Below are 15,536 nucleotides of genomic sequence, written 5' to 3'. Positions count from 1 at the left end.
TAGGCAAGGAGGTGAATAGGTGACGGATTTGCACCAGATCTACCATCAGCACTTTCAAGACGTGTATCGGTTCCTGCTGTCGCTTAGCAGAGATGAGCATGTTGCGGAAGAACTTACACAGGAGACGTTTTTCAAAGCGCTGAAGCATATCGATTCGTTCCAAGGTACGTGCAAGCTTAGCGTTTGGCTCTGCCAAATCGCTAAACATACATACTTCTCCTACCTAGATAAGCAAAAGCGATATGAGCCGGCCCCGCAAGTCGAGCACAGCAGCGGTCTGGATATCGCATGGCAAACCGTCGATAAAGCAGAGGCTTTCCGAATCCACCAAATTCTGCACTTGATGGACGAGCCGTATAAAGAGGTGTTCACGCTGCGGGTGTTCGGGGAGTTGTCTTTTGGCGAAATCAGTCAGCTGTTCGAAAAAACTGAGAGCTGGGCAAGAGTCACATTCTTTCGAGCCAAGCAAAAAATTCAAAGCCTGTACAAGGAGGAGAACCGACCGTGAACCGAGTTTCGTGTGGTATTATTCAGGATTTGCTGCCCTTGTACTATGATAATGTGTGCAGTGCTGACACCCAGGCCCTGGTAGAAGAGCATCTGGCGGATTGCCAGGCTTGCCGGGAGGTGCTGAGCAATATGAGTTCCCCTATGTCATTGCCGCTACAAACGATCGAACATAACAAGCTGGAGGGTGCCGGATTGCAGCAGGTTGCCGCACAGTGGTCACGCACCAAATGGATCTCGTTTGCCAAAGGCTTATTGATCACTTGCATAGCTGGTGTTCTCCTAATCTTGGCTTATGTGGGTTTGTTTAAATGGAACATTATAAGCGTTCCTACCCGCGTTATCCAAGTATCCGATATCAGCCAGCTGAAGGATGGGCGAATTGCCTATCATGTGAAGATGACAGATGGCTACAACGTAAATCAAGCCAACTATGACACGGATGCCGAAGGAAACTTGTACGTGACACCCAAGCGCCCCATCTTCAAGTCCAAAAAGTTCGCGGATATGGGACTGTCCAACATGTACTACACCAACGATATCGCAGAGAGAAATGCCTATGAAAAGAGCTTTAGCGATGGCGTTCAGATCAAAGCCCTCTATCTGGGAACGCCCGATGACCGGATTCTGATCTGGGAACAAGGCATGGAGCTGCCTGCGGCAAGCGAGTCCGTCGAGATGCAGTTTAATAGCGAGGGAGATTGAAAAAAAGAGACCGCCATGGTAGCCTTTGGGGCCCCGAAGCGGTCTCTTGTTGAACCTCAAACCGTCGTAACGGGTCTATGCAATAATCTCCACTCGATCCAAGCGTAGACCAAGCCGACCACCCCGAACAGAATAATCGCGGTGCTGACATGGAGCTCATATTCTTGTATGAATCGAGCCTCATAGGATTCATAGAACAGGAAAGCCCCAGCCCCGGCCCACAGCACGGCATACAGCACGGCATACAGCAGAGCATACAGGATGAGGGAAGCTCTAACCCATCGAATCATGCCGATTAGCCACGATAACGGGAGCACGATCACCGGATATAGGATCGAGGATAAGAAGATCGGGATGATCACCAACACCAGACCCATATTACGAAGGCCGTAATATTCCGTTGTTGCAATCTTATAGCCTTCGATATACTCCAAGCCTACGATCGTACCGGTAAACATCAATATAAATACGAACCACAACACGAAATATTTAGCAACCCGCAAGATGTACCCCACCTTGTCCGTTTATGTCATAAACGGTATGGACCGAAAAAGGTTGCGTTTAATCCATTTCATCTCAATAAAAGTGCTGTCAGCTTACTCCGCAGGTTCACCAGCCGCTTCCCAGCGGTCGATTTCCTTGCGCACCCGAGGGGCGACTTCGGTTCCCAGCAGTTCAATGGCTCGCATGACTTCATCATGAGGCATCGTTCCCACCGGCACGTGCAGCATGAAGCGGGTAATGCCCACATGCTTGCGTAGGTGAATGATTTTTTGGGCGACCGTCTCCGGGTCTCCTACATAGAGCGCACCTTCGAAGCTCCGAGCAGCATCGAAGCTCCCGCGGTCATAGTATCCCCAGCCCCGCTCCCGTCCCAATACATTCATGCTGGCTTGGGTGGATGGGAAGAACTTGTCCGCTGCCATCTCCGTATCTTCCGCAATAAATCCATGGGAATGCGAGCCGATCGGCAGCTTCGATACATCATGACCCGCATGGGCGGCCGCTTCTTTATACAGCTTAACCAGCGGTGCGAACTGCAGAGGACTCCCACCGATAATCGCCAGTACCAGCGGTAGACCAAGCAGGCCTGCGCGCACAACCGATTCCGAATTGCCTCCACTTCCTATCCACACCGGCAGCGGATTCTGAACCGGGCGCGGATAGACGCCTAAGTTATGAATCGCTGGGCGATGCCCGCCCTGCCAGGTTACTTTTTCCGACTCACGGATTTTGAGCAGCAGCTCCAGCTTCTCCTCGAACAATTCATCATAATGGCTCAGATCGTAGCCGAATAACGGGAACGATTCGATGAACGAACCTCTGCCTGCCATAATCTCGGCACGCCCGTTCGAGATGGCATCCAAGGTGGCGAAATCCTGAAACACCCGCACCGGATCAGCGGAGGATAGCACCGTAACCGCACTCGTCAGCCGAATCCACTTCGTCTGCGACGCAGCCGCAGCGAGCACAACCGCAGGCGAAGATGCCGCATAATCCTTACGGTGATGCTCACCTACTCCATACACATCCAATCCCACCTGATCAGCCAGGACGATTTCCTCAACAACCTCACGCAGCCGCTGCGCATGGCTCATCACTTCGCCTGTCTTCACATCTGGCCAAGTCTCTACGAACGAGCTAACTCCAATCTCCATCATGATTTCCTCCTATTATGCTTTGCCGTGGGGCAGAACCGAAGGCAAAGATTATCGTTGCTTCCCGCCTAAGAGCAGTCAACATCGTTATCTATCATTCAATTATCTTTATATTGAACTTTTAGTTTGGATTTTTCAAGTTACAAGTTAACTGATAACGTGGATTCTGCGGGTCGATGGACATAAGGAAATCAAATACGGCCAGAATCCATACGGATCCCGGCCATTCATGATATCGTTTGACACTGATTATAGGGAGGCTTATTGCTTTGCTGCCAAGTATTCCTCTAAGCGATCCCAGGTTTGGGTAACGCCTTCTTCCATTCCCATATCCAGCACCGTTTTGAGAGCCTCCGGAGAATCGTACACTGCCCGATTGATCAGCCTGGTTTTCCCATCCTGCTCCACAAAGGTGATCGTAGAGATCGGGGCAGGCATTCCCTCAGCAATGGCGCCTTCCGCATCGGAGAAATAATCGATAAGCACAATTTTCTCCGGCTCTTCGATCTCCTGGTACACCGATTTTCCCCAGGATTCCATGCCGTAGAAATCCCCCTGATTCTTATCCAAACACTTCATGCAGTAATGCCATGAGCCGCCCGGACGGAAATCCATCTTGGATACGGTAACCTCCCATCCGCGAGGCCCCCACCACTGCTTCAGATGCTCTCCATCCGTAAACACCTTGAATACCAGTTCCCTAGGTGCGTTAAACACACGTTCCAATACAAGTACTTTCCCTTCAACCCGCGTAATCATTTGGTTTGTCATTATCAATTCCTCCTCATATTAGGTGTTAATCCTGTTTCTTACCTGTCCCTTCCGATTGCAGTTTCTCTAAGTAATTATCCAAGTTGTCGAAGCGCTCGTTCCATATTCTGCGGTAATTATTCAGCCAATGGTCCAGTTCCTCAAACGGCTCCGAACGCAGCATGTAGTTCCGCCGGTTCGCCTCCGCCCTTACCTCCACCAGCCCGGCATCCAGCAGCACCTTTAGATGCTTGGAGGCTTGTGGCTGCCGAATGTCAAGACGTTCAGCGATTTCCCCTACCGTTAAAGGCCCCTTCAGCAGGAGATCCACAATACGAAAACGATTCGGTTCGGCTAAAGCGCTAAATGTTGTTAGTTCCATTTTGTTGTGATGACGGATACAGACCCGCTGCTATCGCGTGTACGGTGATTGTCTGTTCTCTCTGTCCACGTCACCAACATCACCTCTTTTTTTGCTGATTTAATGGCGTACCGTACTTCCTGATCATAATATACCACGATAGGAATATTCTTGTAAAGGAATATTCAAACAGAATTTTTGATTTCTTTTATCACAACACAAAAAAGCAATAAACGCGGGTCACTACTCGACCACGTCTATTGCTTCTTGTCACTTTATCCTTCGTATTCCTTACTTAAAGAACACCTTGTCTATATTATATTTGGCCTTGAATTCATTAATGATATAGGTTTCATAGATCTCTCTATGAACGGCGTCTTCAATGATACAGACCTCGATTCGTGTAACCTCATCCCGATGCTCCTTGATCGGAGAAACGCTATCTTCAAAATGCTTCTTAATCCGCGGTCTTAACTTTCTTGCTTTGCCAACAAACAGGAGTTCCTCCTTGCTGTTGTAGAACATGAAAATCCCGCCCCGATCTCTTGGAATCAGGTGAAAATCTGTAAATCCGTAAATGTGGCTCAATTCCGGAGCTGCCTGCTTGGTAATGGTAACGTCTACCTTGGGAATGGTTATATTGATCACGACTAACGCTCACTTCCTCAATTCATATATTGATCTAAATCGTATCACTAATCTGCTTATTTGCCCATGCGAGAAATTCAAAAGCACCCCTCTCTAGGCATCCGCATAGGATGGAAACTAGGTATGACTAATAACGATGGGGGTCTTTTACAATATGAGCATTCAATATCCCGGACACCAGGAACAAACCTTGTATCAAGCTGAACCCAGCATGAGGCACAACATCAAATCGGTTCGCGATCATATTCACCATCTATGTAAGCAGCATGCGAATCAGCTGGTTCGCGTCGAAACGCTCGACGGTGATGTTTTTGAAGGGACGATTATGCATTGCGAGAAGGGGATTCTGTATTTAAGTCTGCCCGGATACGAAAGCCAGCGCGGCTTCGGCCCCAGTTACTATAATAATGTCATCCTGCCACTTGTCCTATTCGAATTACTTGTCATCACCCTGCTCTACACATAAACCCATATAAACCCGATTAAGGAGTGATTCCGTTATGGCATTTATGCCGCCGCAAGGACCTCAGGGACCGCAGCAAGGCCCCTCATCCCCACCTCCACAATCTATCCCCGAGCAGCCTGTGGCCAGCACCTTCGCTATTGACCCTGGGGCGATCACAGGCTGTTTGTTTCGGAACACCTATATTTGGCCGAGAAATGGGCCCGGCTTCTGGTTTTTCCCTACTTTCGTTGGCCGCACCTCGGTTGCAGGTTTTCGATGGACAGGAAGAACATGGGTATTCTCGGGTTTCGATTTAAGAAGTATCCAGTCGTTCACTTGTTTCTAAAACCCTTATATTCAAAGTATAGATCAGCAGGCTCGATAAATGGCCTCGATGATCCGCCCACTCATCAAGAGAGTGCCCCTGCGGCGCTCTCGAGTTCTTGCTTATGGATGGACAAGCTTTCCTTAGTAGAGCTTCCCTTTTCAGGGTATCCATTTTCCCCAAAAAATAAAGTTCTTGATTATCCTCCGACAACATTAAATAATATGTAACAGTCCCTCTTTAAAACCGATAATGATGATTGGGATTATATCTTTAACAAACACAGCAGAAAGGTTGACTTGAACACCATGGATATATCGCAACACGCCACTGGGAAAAAAGGCGCCAAAGAGCCATTTCCCATCTCTATACTGTCTCTCACCGTTGGTGCTTTTGCCATTGGCATGACGGAGTTCGTCATCATGGGAATACTCCCTAATGTCGCGGATGATCTGAATGTCAGCATTGCATCGGCCGGGCAGCTGATTACGATGTACGCACTCGGGGTAGCCGTAGGGGCCCCTATTCTAACCGTTCTAACCCACCAAATTCCACAAAAAAAGCTGCTCCTGCTGCTCATGGGCCTGTTTATTCTGGGTAACGGTATTTCGGTCTTCGCTCCGAGCTATGCCGTTCTGATGGGTGCCCGCATGCTGACCGCGCTGACGCACGGTACTTTCTTCGGTGTGGGAGCCGTCATCGCTTCGAACTTGGTGCGACCGGACAAGCGTGCCGGGGCGGTGTCCATCATGATGGCCGGATTAACGATAGCCAATATCATCGGGGTTCCGATTGGCACCTTCATCGGCCAGACGATGGGCTGGCGTGCTTCATTCGCCGCGATTGCCGTTATGGGGGTGTTGGCATTGATCGGCATCCTGATCTTCATTCCGAAGCTACGGCAGGAACAAGCTTCAAGCATCGTTCAGCAAATTACAGCACTCATTAGACCACAACTCCTTCTCTTCCTGGTGATCGGGGCGCTTGGCAACGCCGGCTTGTTCGCCGTCTTCACTTATATTGCGCCGCTGCTGATTGAGATCACCGGCTTTGCCGAACCAAGCGTCACCTGGATTCTGATCCTGTTCGGTATCGGCGTAACCGCCGGTAATATCGTAGGCGGAAGGCTGGCCGACTGGAAGCTGCTGCCCTCCATTCTGGGCGTTTACTTTGCGACTGCCGTCATTCTGACCATCCTCACCGTGACCATCCATAACCCGGTCACGGCCGTGCTGACCATCGTGCTGTGGGGAGCTGCCTCTTTCGCCGTCATGCCGGGCATGCAGGTGCGCGTGATGAGTCTGGCCCAATCCGCTCCAGCGTTAGCCTCCACGGCAACCCACTCTGCGGGCAATCTCGGAAATGCAGCGGGGGCCTTTATCGGAGGGTTGGTCATTACGCATCTAAGCTTAACCGCCCTGCCTTGGGTGGGCGCTGGACTGGTGGGACTCGCCTTCATTCTGGGCGCAGCCTGCTATATGTATGAGCGCAAGGCCGTAACGGTTAATGCTTAATCTGCTCCATTAGGTATGTAACTCTCGCCTGCCATACGGAGCACGAACCATGTTGAAAAGGCGTAACCGGACATCGTGCTTCCGGTTACGCCTTTTTATTTATATATTCGTTTATCCCTCTGCGATTACAAAACTTTGATCTCCAGCAGCTCGTACTTAACAATACCCATCGGCGCTTCCACGTTGACTTGATCGCCTACCGCTTTGCCCATCAGCGCTTTGCCAAGCGGACTTTCATATGAGACTTTATTGTTCAATACGTCGGCTTCTGCCGGTCCTACGACCTGATATTCAAGCTTCTCTGCAAACTCGATGTCGTTCAGGACGACATTCGTACCAACATTCACCGTTTTTGAGCTTACATGCTTGGCGTCGACAATCCGGGCGTTGTTGAGTGTTTTTTCCAGGATGATGATGCGCGTTTCCATAAACGCTTGGTCGTTCTTGGCCGAGTGGTACTCGCTGTTCTCCTTCAAGTCACCATAGCTGATCGCGAGCTTGATCCGTTCCGCTAAATCTTTGCGTTTTACATACTTGAGGTCATCAAGTTCTTCCTGGAGTTTATCATAGCCCTCCTGGGTCAAGATCAGTTCTTCTGCCATGTTCATCACATCCACTTTTTAATTTCTTACTTCTAGTGTACTCTTTATTTCGAAAATAAGCGAAAACTTTCTGAAAATCGATGGATGGAATATTTGGTATTTTTTTCTCATTTCCTTTGAGAAATGATAAACATGGATGCTATTTTTCGCCGAGAAGAAAATGTACATTGCAGCCCCGGCAACCACCCTAGAGGAAGCGAACCATCATATTCTGAAGAACACGGAAGAAAAGAGCCCGATCTCCTGCTTATGCGTATAGCCCCTGATTTCTCCGCAAGGAGAACCAGGGGCTATACGAGATAGATGGAATGCCGTGCCCTATCGGTACGTGCATCCGCCTGCTATTGGATTCACTTCCAATATCTTACGAACTCGCTTCGACATCAGCCTTCAATGCTTCGTACTGCTCCATCAGCTCGCCCATAATCGGATGCTCACCGGCAATGCCGGTATATTGGGAGGCCGTGTCGCTTGCACCGATATCTCGGACCGATGCTTGCAACTCCACGCTTTCCGGATCTTCCGGAACATCGAACAGCAGTGCCGCCGCCATGGATTTCGCCAAGCTCTTATACGCAAGCCCGCTTTCGAATGCCAGCATGGCTGGCGACACCAAGCGGTCGCCCGGGGACAGCTTCCGGATCGGGGAGCGGCCTACGCGGGACACCTTATCGGTCAGGGCCGGATTGCGGAACCGCTCCAGGATGGTATCGATATAGGCTCCATGCTCGGAAGGATTGAAGCCGTGTTTATGCACGAGCGCAGCTCCCGTCTCCTCGAGCACAGCGCGGACATGACTCGCTACCTCTTCATCCTTCATGGCGTCCTGGATGGTCTCGTAGCCTTTCAGAAAGCCTACATACGCCGCCGAGCAGTGTCCGGTATTCACCGTGAACAACTTGCGTTCAATATACGGCTCCAGGCGATCCACATAGTGAATGCCTTCCACAGGGACATAGTCCTTAAACATCTGCGAACGGTCCACCGCCCACTCATAGAACGGCTCCACCACGACCTTCAGACGGTCCTCATGCTGCTGCAGCGGCACAATCCGGTCTACGGCCGCATCCGGAAAAGCAACCCGCTGATCGGCCTTCTGCTTCGTCTCGTCATCAAGCTTCCCGTAGACATGCTCTTTCAGTTGCGTACTGCCGCCGATGGCATTCTCGCATGCAATAATATGAAGCGGTGCAGCAGATTCCGCTTGCAGCCGAAGCTTCAGCCCCTCGGCAATGGTGCCGGCGATGAACTTCAGAATGTTCACACCTACTGCTGTCGTCACGAGATCCGCTTCCGCTACTGCACGTGCGGCAGCCTCGGGCTCCGAGGCGCTATTGAGTGCCGTGATGCCTTTAACGATCGTGGTCTCCTGTCCTTCGCTGGCCAAGGTTACGGGATACTCCCCGCGTGCTTTCAGCTCCGATACCAACTCTTCGTTCACGTCAATAAAACAAACCTCATAACCAGCTTGTGACAGCAAGAGCCCTATAAAACCGCGCCCGATGTTGCCTGCTCCGAAATGGACTGCTTTCATGCGCCCATTCCTCCTTCGAAGATCGCCAGAATCTCCTCTTCGCTGGAAGCGTTCATGACCTTCTCAATGCTCTCGTCATCCGTAAAGATCATGGCCACATTCGTCAGAATCTCCATGTGGTCACCACCGGCAGCCGCGATACCAATAACAATAAACGCCGGCTCATCTCCTCCGAAATCTACGCCTTCCGGGAAGCGGACAATGGACAAGCCCGTGGAAATCACCATGCCTTTAGCCTCTTTGGTGCCGTGGGGAATCGCGAGTCCTCCGCCCATATAAGTGGACGCAATTTCTTCGCGTTCCAGCATTTTATCCACGTAATCCTCGGATACATGGCCTGCCTGCACAAGCAGATTCCCCGCCATGCGGATGGCTTCGCTCTTGCTATCAGCCTTTGCGTTCAGTACGACTTTATCTTTGGACAGTATGTTACTCATGTTGGTCTCCCTCTTTCTATGGTCTGTGATTGAAAAAATGCTGAAGCTCTTCCGCCAAATAGGAGCGGATTTCTTCCTCACTGCCCCGCTCCATCAGCTCAATCAGCTCGGAGTGAAGCAGCATGGCGCTGATTTCACTGAGCACCTCCAAGCTCTCCTTCGGAAGCTGCTTTGGTGCCAGCATCAGCAGTATGACACCCGCCTCTGCCCCGTCCTCCAGTTGCGCTGCATGCGCCAGCCGGAACAGGGTTAGAGACGGCCAGGTAATATAGCGGCTGCGCGTATGGAACAAGGCAAGCGTCGTATCTGGAATGAGCTGGGTGCCCATCCGTTCGCGCTCAAGCAAACGCTCCTTCACCTTCTCCGCATCACGGACAGCCCCGCGCTCAACCACCTTAGCCAAGGCTTCATTCAATGTGCCCTGCAAATCATCCTGCCGATTATCCAGGTGGTACACATGAAAGCCATCCAGAAGCGATACAATCTCGTTCATCAGGGCAGCCTGCATGCGCAGACGCTCGATTGATGCGACCTTACGCTCTTCCTCGATTCGCTTATCGGCAGCCATGCCTGCGGCCGGCTTCAAGGATGTGCTCTGGATGAATTGCAGCAATGCCTCTTTATCATCCGCTGTTAGCAGCGGACTTAATCTCACATACCGATCCTTCGACAGCGGAAGATCAATGGTCGATATGATGAGATCATATTGCTCCTTCGGTATCCGAGCCGCTTCATACCACGAGACGTTGCCGAGCACCTCAATCTGCGGCATCTCCTTATTCAGTCGTGTCCCGAGAAGCCTCGAGGAGCTAAGGCCGCTGGAACATACCAGAATGGCTTTCAGATGATGTCCCAGCTGGTTCAGCCGTTCGCTGGATGCACCGAAATGCATAACCAGAAACCCGATTTCTTCATCCGGGACGGTTATGTCCAGCTTCATTTCATCAACCGAACGACGGACGATTTTGAACAGCTCCTCATAATCCTTCCGAATCGGGCTCAGCAAGGGATTCCGGATCCGGGTCCCTTCCCGAATCCGTTTCATGGCTGCCCCGATGTGCTCCACCAGACCTGCCCGCAGCGTGCGGTCTTCCTGGAACGGAATGCCGATGCGCCCCTGAACCCGTTCGATCAGACGCTGGGCGATCTCCACCATCTCCACATCCGTGTGAGCCAGTTCGCTGACCTCGGACATGTCCTTCGCTGATTCGAATAATTGAGCTATATATTTCATTTCAGGATCGTGAAAATCAATCTTCAAGGTTTGACCTAGGCGACTCGCGAAATCCTTTGCCTCCTCCATTGACGCTGAGGATTTACCATATCCCGTCATATCCGTTATCTCTATGCTCCGCCCCTGCTTGATCCTGTTTACGGAAACCGATAACGCTATGAGCATCGCAGTATATGCACCTTCGCTAAGACTCTCCGTCCAATCCCAGTTCATATCCCATAAACATTTCTCTACATCCAGCAGCACCGGTTTATCAATCATGGACAGCAAACGGGCGGTCACCGGCTCGCTTTGATCACGATATCCATCCCCGACAAGATCGGAATAATCCAGATATTCCTCGACAAGCCGACAAATCGCCGATCGCCTTACGCCTTCCGAGCCTTCAATCTCGATACCATAGCCTCTGCGGCGAATTAGGTTAAGGTTAAACCGCTTCATTAATGGCTCCAGCTCATCCAGGTCATTACTGATGGTCGGTACGGTTACTTTTAAACTATGGGCCAAAGCAAACAGTTTGATGGGCTCATTCTCCTCAAGCAGGGCGCATAGCATGAGGATTTTGCGCTCTTCCACGGAGTAATCAGCCGGCTTTCCTGAAATCAGGCGCTTCCGCAGCTGAGCCATCTCCTCAGGCGTCTCCTCTTCCAGCCGGATGCCCGTTCCCGACTTTTTATGAAGCAGAACGCCCGTACCCTGCAGTTCCTTCTCAATCTCCTCCATTTCCCGGTGAACCGTCCTGACGCTGACCCCGACCTCAGCGGCTATTTCTGCAGCCGTCATGCCCTCGTTCCTGCTCATCAGGAGCAGAAGGATTTGTCGCTGGCGGGCAGTGATGTGTCCCAGACGCATGGCCCCCTTCTTCATGAAATGAAAGACAACGCCGGCGTTGCTACGCCAGCGTGTCATATGGTTTTAGGCTTATGTTAGTCTTTGAGTCGTTCCACCAGCTCATCATATCTCGGACTCTTCAGGAAGTTGTCGATGGAGATATGCTCCGCATTTGGATTCTTCGCGATGGCCCGCTCGGTGAGTGTCTTCTGGGTAATAACGATATCCGCATCATCCGGTATTTCGCTTACCGCCGAGTTCACAACGGTAATGTTGACGCCTGCTTGCTGCAGTTTCTTTCTTAATACCGAGGCGCCCATTGCACTGGAGCCCATGCCGGCATCGCAAGCGAACACAATTTTGTTCACGTTGTCTTTGTCCAGATTGGCCACAGCCGCAGAAGCTGGGGCGACTTGGTCATTCATGCCGCCGGTTTTCATTTCCTTCATTTTGGCGGATGCTTCTTCGAGATTCGGCTCTTCTTCCGTCTGTTTGCCTGTTTTCAGTAACAATGCCGCCACGACAAAGGAGACAATCGTTGCAACAAGGACACCTGCCAGCACCGAAATCAGGCCGCCCTTAGGCGCCATGGCGAAGTAAGCAATGATGCTGCCCGGCGACGCAGGACCCACCAATCCGGCTCCAAGAATCTGGAAGGTGAAGGTTCCGGCAACACCGCCTGCAATAGCAGCCAGGATCAGAACCGGTTTCATCAGAATATATGGGAAATAGATCTCATGAATACCGCCCAGGAAATGAATCACGACCGCGCCCGGTGCAGAGGATTTGGCAGAACCGCGTCCGAAGAACCAATAGGCGAGAAGTATACCCAGCCCGGGACCGGGATTCGATTCCAGCATATACAGAACGGATTGACCGATACGTGCCGCTTCCTCTGTGGCGATCGGACTGAATATCCCGTGGTTAATCGCATTGTTGAGGAACAACACCTTCGCCGGCTCAATGATAATGTTGACCAGCGGCAGCAGGTTCGCATTGACCAGTACGTCAACACCTGCTGACAGCGCTTGGGTAATGCCCTGTACAAGCGGCCCGATTCCAGTGTATGCCACCAATGTCAGCGCGCCGCCGATGATGCCGAGCGAGAAGTTGTTCACCAGCATTTCGAACCCGGATTTGATTTTGCCGTCAACCAGCTTGTCGAACTGCTTCAGTACCCAAGCAGCAATAGGACCGATAATCATGGCGCCGAGGAACATCGGAATATCTGCCCCGACAATGACACCGACCGTAGCAACCGCACCGATAACCGCACCACGCTTGCCGTGGATCATCTGTCCGCCCGTATAACCGATTAAGAGCGGGAGCAGGTACGTGATCATCGGACCAACCAGCGCTCCCAGATTCTCGTTCGGGAACCAGCCGGTCGGGATGAACAGAGCCGTAATCAGACCCCAGGCAATAAACGCGCCGATATTCGGCATCACCATGCCGCTAAGGAGACGGCCAAGCTTCTGAACCATTACGCGAATGCCTTTGGAAGCGTTTGTATTTGTCTCGTTGGACATCGTATAGAACCTCCTAGTCATATTTGAACATAAATCTGAAATTTGTTGTGTCGCTTTCATCTGACATCTCTATGTTAAGTCAGCCCGGCAAAAGGCTCAACGAAAGGAAAAGCGGGTTTCGTCAAGAATATTGTTGACAACTTTTAAATGGATCATGTCATAATTTTGAAAATGCAGTCCTGACGTGGTTTCTTTCGCAGAGCAAGCCTGCCCGCAGCGAAAAAAATAAAGCGCTCTCAATAAAGCGCGGTGTGTATCCTCGTATACAGCATCCGCTATTCCATGCTCATCCCTTTCTGATTGTCGATTCGCTATCTTAACAAAACAAGCCCTCCCGGGGTCCGGAAGTGCTTGTTCATTCATACTTATTCTTCTTGTGTCTGCAAAATATAACCTTTTCCTCGGATGCTTTCAATATCCAGAATGCCTCGGGTCTTCTTGCGAACCCGGTAGATCAGCGCATTCAGCTCCTCGGAGCTCACATCGGGCACTTCATCCGTTCCATAGCTCCGCTCGGGCCAAATGTATACCTTGAGCTGATCCTTGGACACGAACTGGCCTTGGTGGTTGACCAGCAGCTCCATGCATTTGTACTCTTTTTCCGAAAAAGCGCACACATTCTCGCCGTATACCAGCTCCTGCTTGAAAGGATTCAGCCTAAGTCCGCCTGAGGCCTCGACCGCTGCCAGCTGTTTGATGAGCGGTGTAATGTCCATCGTCTCATCCATGCTGAGGATGGAGAAGGACAACACGATTAGATCTCCAGCGAGTGCTATGGTATCTCCGTGCTGAAGGGGCATTTCATCATGGGGAGCCAGCCGTTCCTGATTGACGAAGGTACCATGCTTGCTGTTCAAATCCTTAATGCTGAACTTTCCGTTTCGATACAGCAGCGCTGCATGCTGCCGGGACACAAAAATGTTATCAAACGCGATATCCGGATCAAAATGCTGGCCCTTGCGGCCAAGCACCGTTATGGGTTTGGTCAAAGCTATAACGTCTCCACGCTCATAGGGGTTCCCCCGCTCCACCATCAAAAAGGAGGATTTGTCCATCATGCTCCCTCCCGTTCTTATTATGCTGCTCATTGTGTTTATCAGTTCGCTATTATGCAATTGTTATGGTCCAGCTATTGAGTATGCACCCAAAATCACTAAGATGTATAAAAGAAGGATTTTTAAATAGAGAACTTAGACAGAGATAGAGATAAATATAAATCTACTACTGCATATTGTATACGATTTTGGGGGATTGGATCATGCGAAAACTAAAAAGATGGAAGAAGATCATACTGTTTGTTCTCGTGTTGTTTGTGTTTCTGTTTGTAAATAATACATCCCTGTTCACCAAAGAGCGTGACGTAGAGCCGCTGCTGCTGGCGCATCGCGGGCTTGGCCAGACCTTCTCGATGGAAGGCATTCAAGCCGATACTTGCACCGCCTCCCGCATCTATGTGCCGGAGCATGCTTACCTGGAGAACACCATTCCGTCCATGAAAGCCGCATTCGAAGCAGGCGCCGATATCGTGGAACTGGATATCAAACCAACCAAGGACGGCCAGTTTGCCGTGTTCCATGACTGGACCCTGGAATGCCGTACTGACGTGGAGGGCTTGGTCAAGGATTATACCATGGAGCAGCTAAAAAACATAGACATCGGGTATGGCTATACGGCCGATCAGGGAGCGACTTATCCTTTTCGGGGCAAGGGAGTCGGACTGATTCCGTCGTTAGCCGAGGTATTAGAGGCATTCCCTGACGGCTCATTCCTGATCCATATCAAAAGCACCGACCCTGAAGAGGGGAAACTCCTGGCAGAGTACCTGGCCGGACTGCCGGTGAAGCGTCTCAGCCAGCTGACCGTTTACGGAGACGATGAGCCGATTCGGGCATTAAAATCGCAGCTTCCATCCCTGCGTGTCATGTCGATGGGTACGCTGAAGAGCTGTCTCGTATCCTATGCCGGAGCCGGCTGGAGCGGCTACCTTCCATCGGTTTGCCGCAACACCCAGCTGCATATTCCGGAAAAATACGCCCGCTACTTGTGGGGATGGCCGGATAAATTCCTGAACCGGATGGACAGCATTAATACACGCGTCATCCTCGTCGCCGGGGACGGAGGCTGGTCGGAGGGCTTTGACTCCGTAGCGGATTTGGAACGACTGCCAGACGACTACAGCGGCGGGATTTGGACGAATCGGGTTGACGTGATCGCCCCGGAGCTGACCATGAAGAAGAATGAATAATCGAAGGGTTCCTATGTAATTCAACTCATCCATACGGGCATGTTGAAAAACCGCATAAACCGGAAAATCCGCCCGCTAAAAAGCTCACGCCCCGCTGCGGGGCTTTTTTTATTTTCACGGGGTGTAGGGCAAAGTTTTTGGGACGATTTTACCGATTATTATTAATAAGGGTCTTTTAGCCTAATTTCATAACTATATAAAACGCAATTAA

At 50.9% G+C, this 15,536-nt stretch carries 17 protein-coding genes; 5 read left to right on the top strand and 12 right to left on the bottom strand.

The window, feature by feature from the left end; genetic code table 11:
* Positions 1-19 precede the first annotated feature (19 nt).
* Entirely contained in the window at positions 20-508 is a 489-nt protein-coding gene (locus J7E85_RS20930) for an RNA polymerase sigma factor (protein ID WP_098749456.1), read from the top strand.
* Positions 505-1,212, top strand: a complete 708-nt coding sequence (locus J7E85_RS20925) for a zf-HC2 domain-containing protein (RefSeq protein ID WP_215161153.1) — start codon at positions 505-507, stop codon at positions 1,210-1,212. The genes J7E85_RS20930 and J7E85_RS20925 overlap by 4 nt, the downstream gene beginning before the upstream one ends.
* Positions 1,213-1,268: 56 nt before the next feature.
* Here the strand turns inward: J7E85_RS20925 and J7E85_RS20920 are convergent, their stop codons facing one another.
* The 5 genes from J7E85_RS20920 to J7E85_RS20900 all read right to left on the bottom strand — a co-directional run bounded on the left by J7E85_RS20920 (position 1,269) and on the right by J7E85_RS20900 (position 4,629).
* On the bottom strand, positions 1,269-1,715 hold the full coding sequence (locus tag J7E85_RS20920) for a hypothetical protein (protein WP_251035911.1): 447 nt from the start codon (positions 1,713-1,715) through the stop codon (positions 1,269-1,271).
* A gap of 93 nt (positions 1,716-1,808) precedes the next feature.
* Positions 1,809-2,870, bottom strand: a complete 1,062-nt coding sequence (locus J7E85_RS20915) for an LLM class flavin-dependent oxidoreductase (RefSeq protein WP_215161151.1) — start codon at positions 2,868-2,870, stop codon at positions 1,809-1,811.
* A gap of 261 nt (positions 2,871-3,131) precedes the next feature.
* Complete coding sequence (locus J7E85_RS20910; protein WP_215161149.1) at positions 3,132-3,641, bottom strand: SRPBCC domain-containing protein; 510 nt, start codon at positions 3,639-3,641, stop codon at positions 3,132-3,134.
* A 25-nt stretch (positions 3,642-3,666) separates the two neighbouring features.
* A complete protein-coding gene (locus J7E85_RS20905) occupies positions 3,667-4,002 on the bottom strand; it encodes an ArsR/SmtB family transcription factor (protein WP_215161147.1) in 336 nt (111 codons plus the stop codon).
* A 270-nt stretch (positions 4,003-4,272) separates the two neighbouring features.
* The gene (locus J7E85_RS20900; RefSeq protein WP_098749461.1) at positions 4,273-4,629 is read right to left on the bottom strand and encodes a nucleotide excision repair endonuclease; all 357 of its coding nucleotides are present in this window, start codon (positions 4,627-4,629) and stop codon (positions 4,273-4,275) included.
* 154 nt (positions 4,630-4,783) lie between these two features.
* Here J7E85_RS20900 and J7E85_RS20895 point away from each other — a divergent pair, with 154 nt between their 5' ends.
* Together J7E85_RS20895 and J7E85_RS20890 are read left to right on the top strand one after the other, a co-directional pair.
* Entirely contained in the window at positions 4,784-5,095 is a 312-nt protein-coding gene (locus J7E85_RS20895) for a hypothetical protein (RefSeq protein WP_215161145.1), read from the top strand.
* A gap of 612 nt (positions 5,096-5,707) precedes the next feature.
* Entirely contained in the window at positions 5,708-6,913 is a 1,206-nt protein-coding gene (locus J7E85_RS20890; protein ID WP_215161143.1) for an MFS transporter, read from the top strand.
* A gap of 125 nt (positions 6,914-7,038) precedes the next feature.
* Here the strand turns inward: J7E85_RS20890 and greA are convergent, their stop codons facing one another.
* From greA to J7E85_RS20855, 7 genes are all read right to left on the bottom strand, one after another.
* Positions 7,039-7,515: a transcription elongation factor GreA gene (gene greA, locus J7E85_RS20885; RefSeq protein ID WP_215161126.1), complete on the bottom strand. Its 477-nt coding sequence runs from the start codon at positions 7,513-7,515 to the stop codon at positions 7,039-7,041.
* A 364-nt stretch (positions 7,516-7,879) separates the two neighbouring features.
* Positions 7,880-9,049: a mannitol-1-phosphate 5-dehydrogenase gene (locus J7E85_RS20880; RefSeq protein ID WP_215161124.1), complete on the bottom strand. Its 1,170-nt coding sequence runs from the start codon at positions 9,047-9,049 to the stop codon at positions 7,880-7,882.
* Positions 9,046-9,486, bottom strand: coding sequence for a PTS mannitol transporter subunit IIA (locus J7E85_RS20875; protein ID WP_071220559.1), 441 nt, complete (start codon positions 9,484-9,486; stop codon positions 9,046-9,048). Before J7E85_RS20875 ends, J7E85_RS20880 begins: the two co-directional genes overlap by 4 nt.
* A gap of 16 nt (positions 9,487-9,502) precedes the next feature.
* Positions 9,503-11,572 (bottom strand): BglG family transcription antiterminator, encoded by a 2,070-nt coding sequence (locus J7E85_RS20870; RefSeq protein WP_215161583.1) that lies wholly within the window; start codon positions 11,570-11,572, stop codon positions 9,503-9,505.
* A gap of 74 nt (positions 11,573-11,646) precedes the next feature.
* On the bottom strand, positions 11,647-13,080 hold the full coding sequence (locus tag J7E85_RS20865) for a PTS mannitol transporter subunit IIBC (RefSeq protein ID WP_215161122.1): 1,434 nt from the start codon (positions 13,078-13,080) through the stop codon (positions 11,647-11,649).
* A gap of 96 nt (positions 13,081-13,176) precedes the next feature.
* Positions 13,177-13,443, bottom strand: a complete 267-nt coding sequence (locus J7E85_RS20860) for a hypothetical protein (protein WP_215161120.1) — start codon at positions 13,441-13,443, stop codon at positions 13,177-13,179.
* Positions 13,444-13,445: 2 nt separating this feature from the next.
* The gene (locus tag J7E85_RS20855; protein WP_215161118.1) at positions 13,446-14,135 is read right to left on the bottom strand and encodes an FHA domain-containing protein; all 690 of its coding nucleotides are present in this window, start codon (positions 14,133-14,135) and stop codon (positions 13,446-13,448) included.
* Positions 14,136-14,338: 203 nt separating this feature from the next.
* On the opposite strand from J7E85_RS20855, the gene J7E85_RS20850 reads away from it, so the two are divergent.
* Complete coding sequence (locus J7E85_RS20850) at positions 14,339-15,325, top strand: glycerophosphodiester phosphodiesterase family protein (protein ID WP_215161116.1); 987 nt, start codon at positions 14,339-14,341, stop codon at positions 15,323-15,325.
* Positions 15,326-15,536 lie beyond the last annotated feature (211 nt).

Origin of the sequence: Paenibacillus sp. ISL-20 (genome assembly GCF_018613005.1) — a bacterium.
Classification (GTDB): Bacteria; Bacillota; Bacilli; order Paenibacillales; family Paenibacillaceae; genus Paenibacillus_AQ.
The sequence above is the reverse complement of the archived record's forward strand: the minus strand, read 5'-3'. Positions and strand labels throughout refer to the sequence as shown.

Coding starts and splice junctions, on each gene's coding strand:
- J7E85_RS20915 (WP_215161151.1), bottom strand. CDS start 2,870: ATGGAGATTGGAGTTAGCTCGTTCGTAGAGACTTGGCCAGATGTGAAG.
- J7E85_RS20910 (WP_215161149.1), bottom strand. CDS start 3,641: ATGACAAACCAAATGATTACGCGGGTTGAAGGGAAAGTACTTGTATTG.
- J7E85_RS20905 (WP_215161147.1), bottom strand. CDS start 4,002: ATGGAACTAACAACATTTAGCGCTTTAGCCGAACCGAATCGTTTTCGT.
- J7E85_RS20895 (WP_215161145.1), top strand. CDS start 4,784: ATGAGCATTCAATATCCCGGACACCAGGAACAAACCTTGTATCAAGCT.
- J7E85_RS20890 (WP_215161143.1), top strand. CDS start 5,708: ATGGATATATCGCAACACGCCACTGGGAAAAAAGGCGCCAAAGAGCCA.
- greA (WP_215161126.1), bottom strand. CDS start 7,515: ATGGCAGAAGAACTGATCTTGACCCAGGAGGGCTATGATAAACTCCAG.
- J7E85_RS20880 (WP_215161124.1), bottom strand. CDS start 9,049: ATGAAAGCAGTCCATTTCGGAGCAGGCAACATCGGGCGCGGTTTTATA.
- J7E85_RS20875 (WP_071220559.1), bottom strand. CDS start 9,486: ATGAGTAACATACTGTCCAAAGATAAAGTCGTACTGAACGCAAAGGCT.
- J7E85_RS20870 (WP_215161583.1), bottom strand. CDS start 11,572: ATGCGTCTGGGACACATCACTGCCCGCCAGCGACAAATCCTTCTGCTC.
- J7E85_RS20865 (WP_215161122.1), bottom strand. CDS start 13,080: ATGTCCAACGAGACAAATACAAACGCTTCCAAAGGCATTCGCGTAATG.
- J7E85_RS20860 (WP_215161120.1), bottom strand. CDS start 13,443: ATGAATGAACAAGCACTTCCGGACCCCGGGAGGGCTTGTTTTGTTAAG.
- J7E85_RS20855 (WP_215161118.1), bottom strand. CDS start 14,135: ATGGACAAATCCTCCTTTTTGATGGTGGAGCGGGGGAACCCCTATGAG.
- J7E85_RS20850 (WP_215161116.1), top strand. CDS start 14,339: ATGCGAAAACTAAAAAGATGGAAGAAGATCATACTGTTTGTTCTCGTG.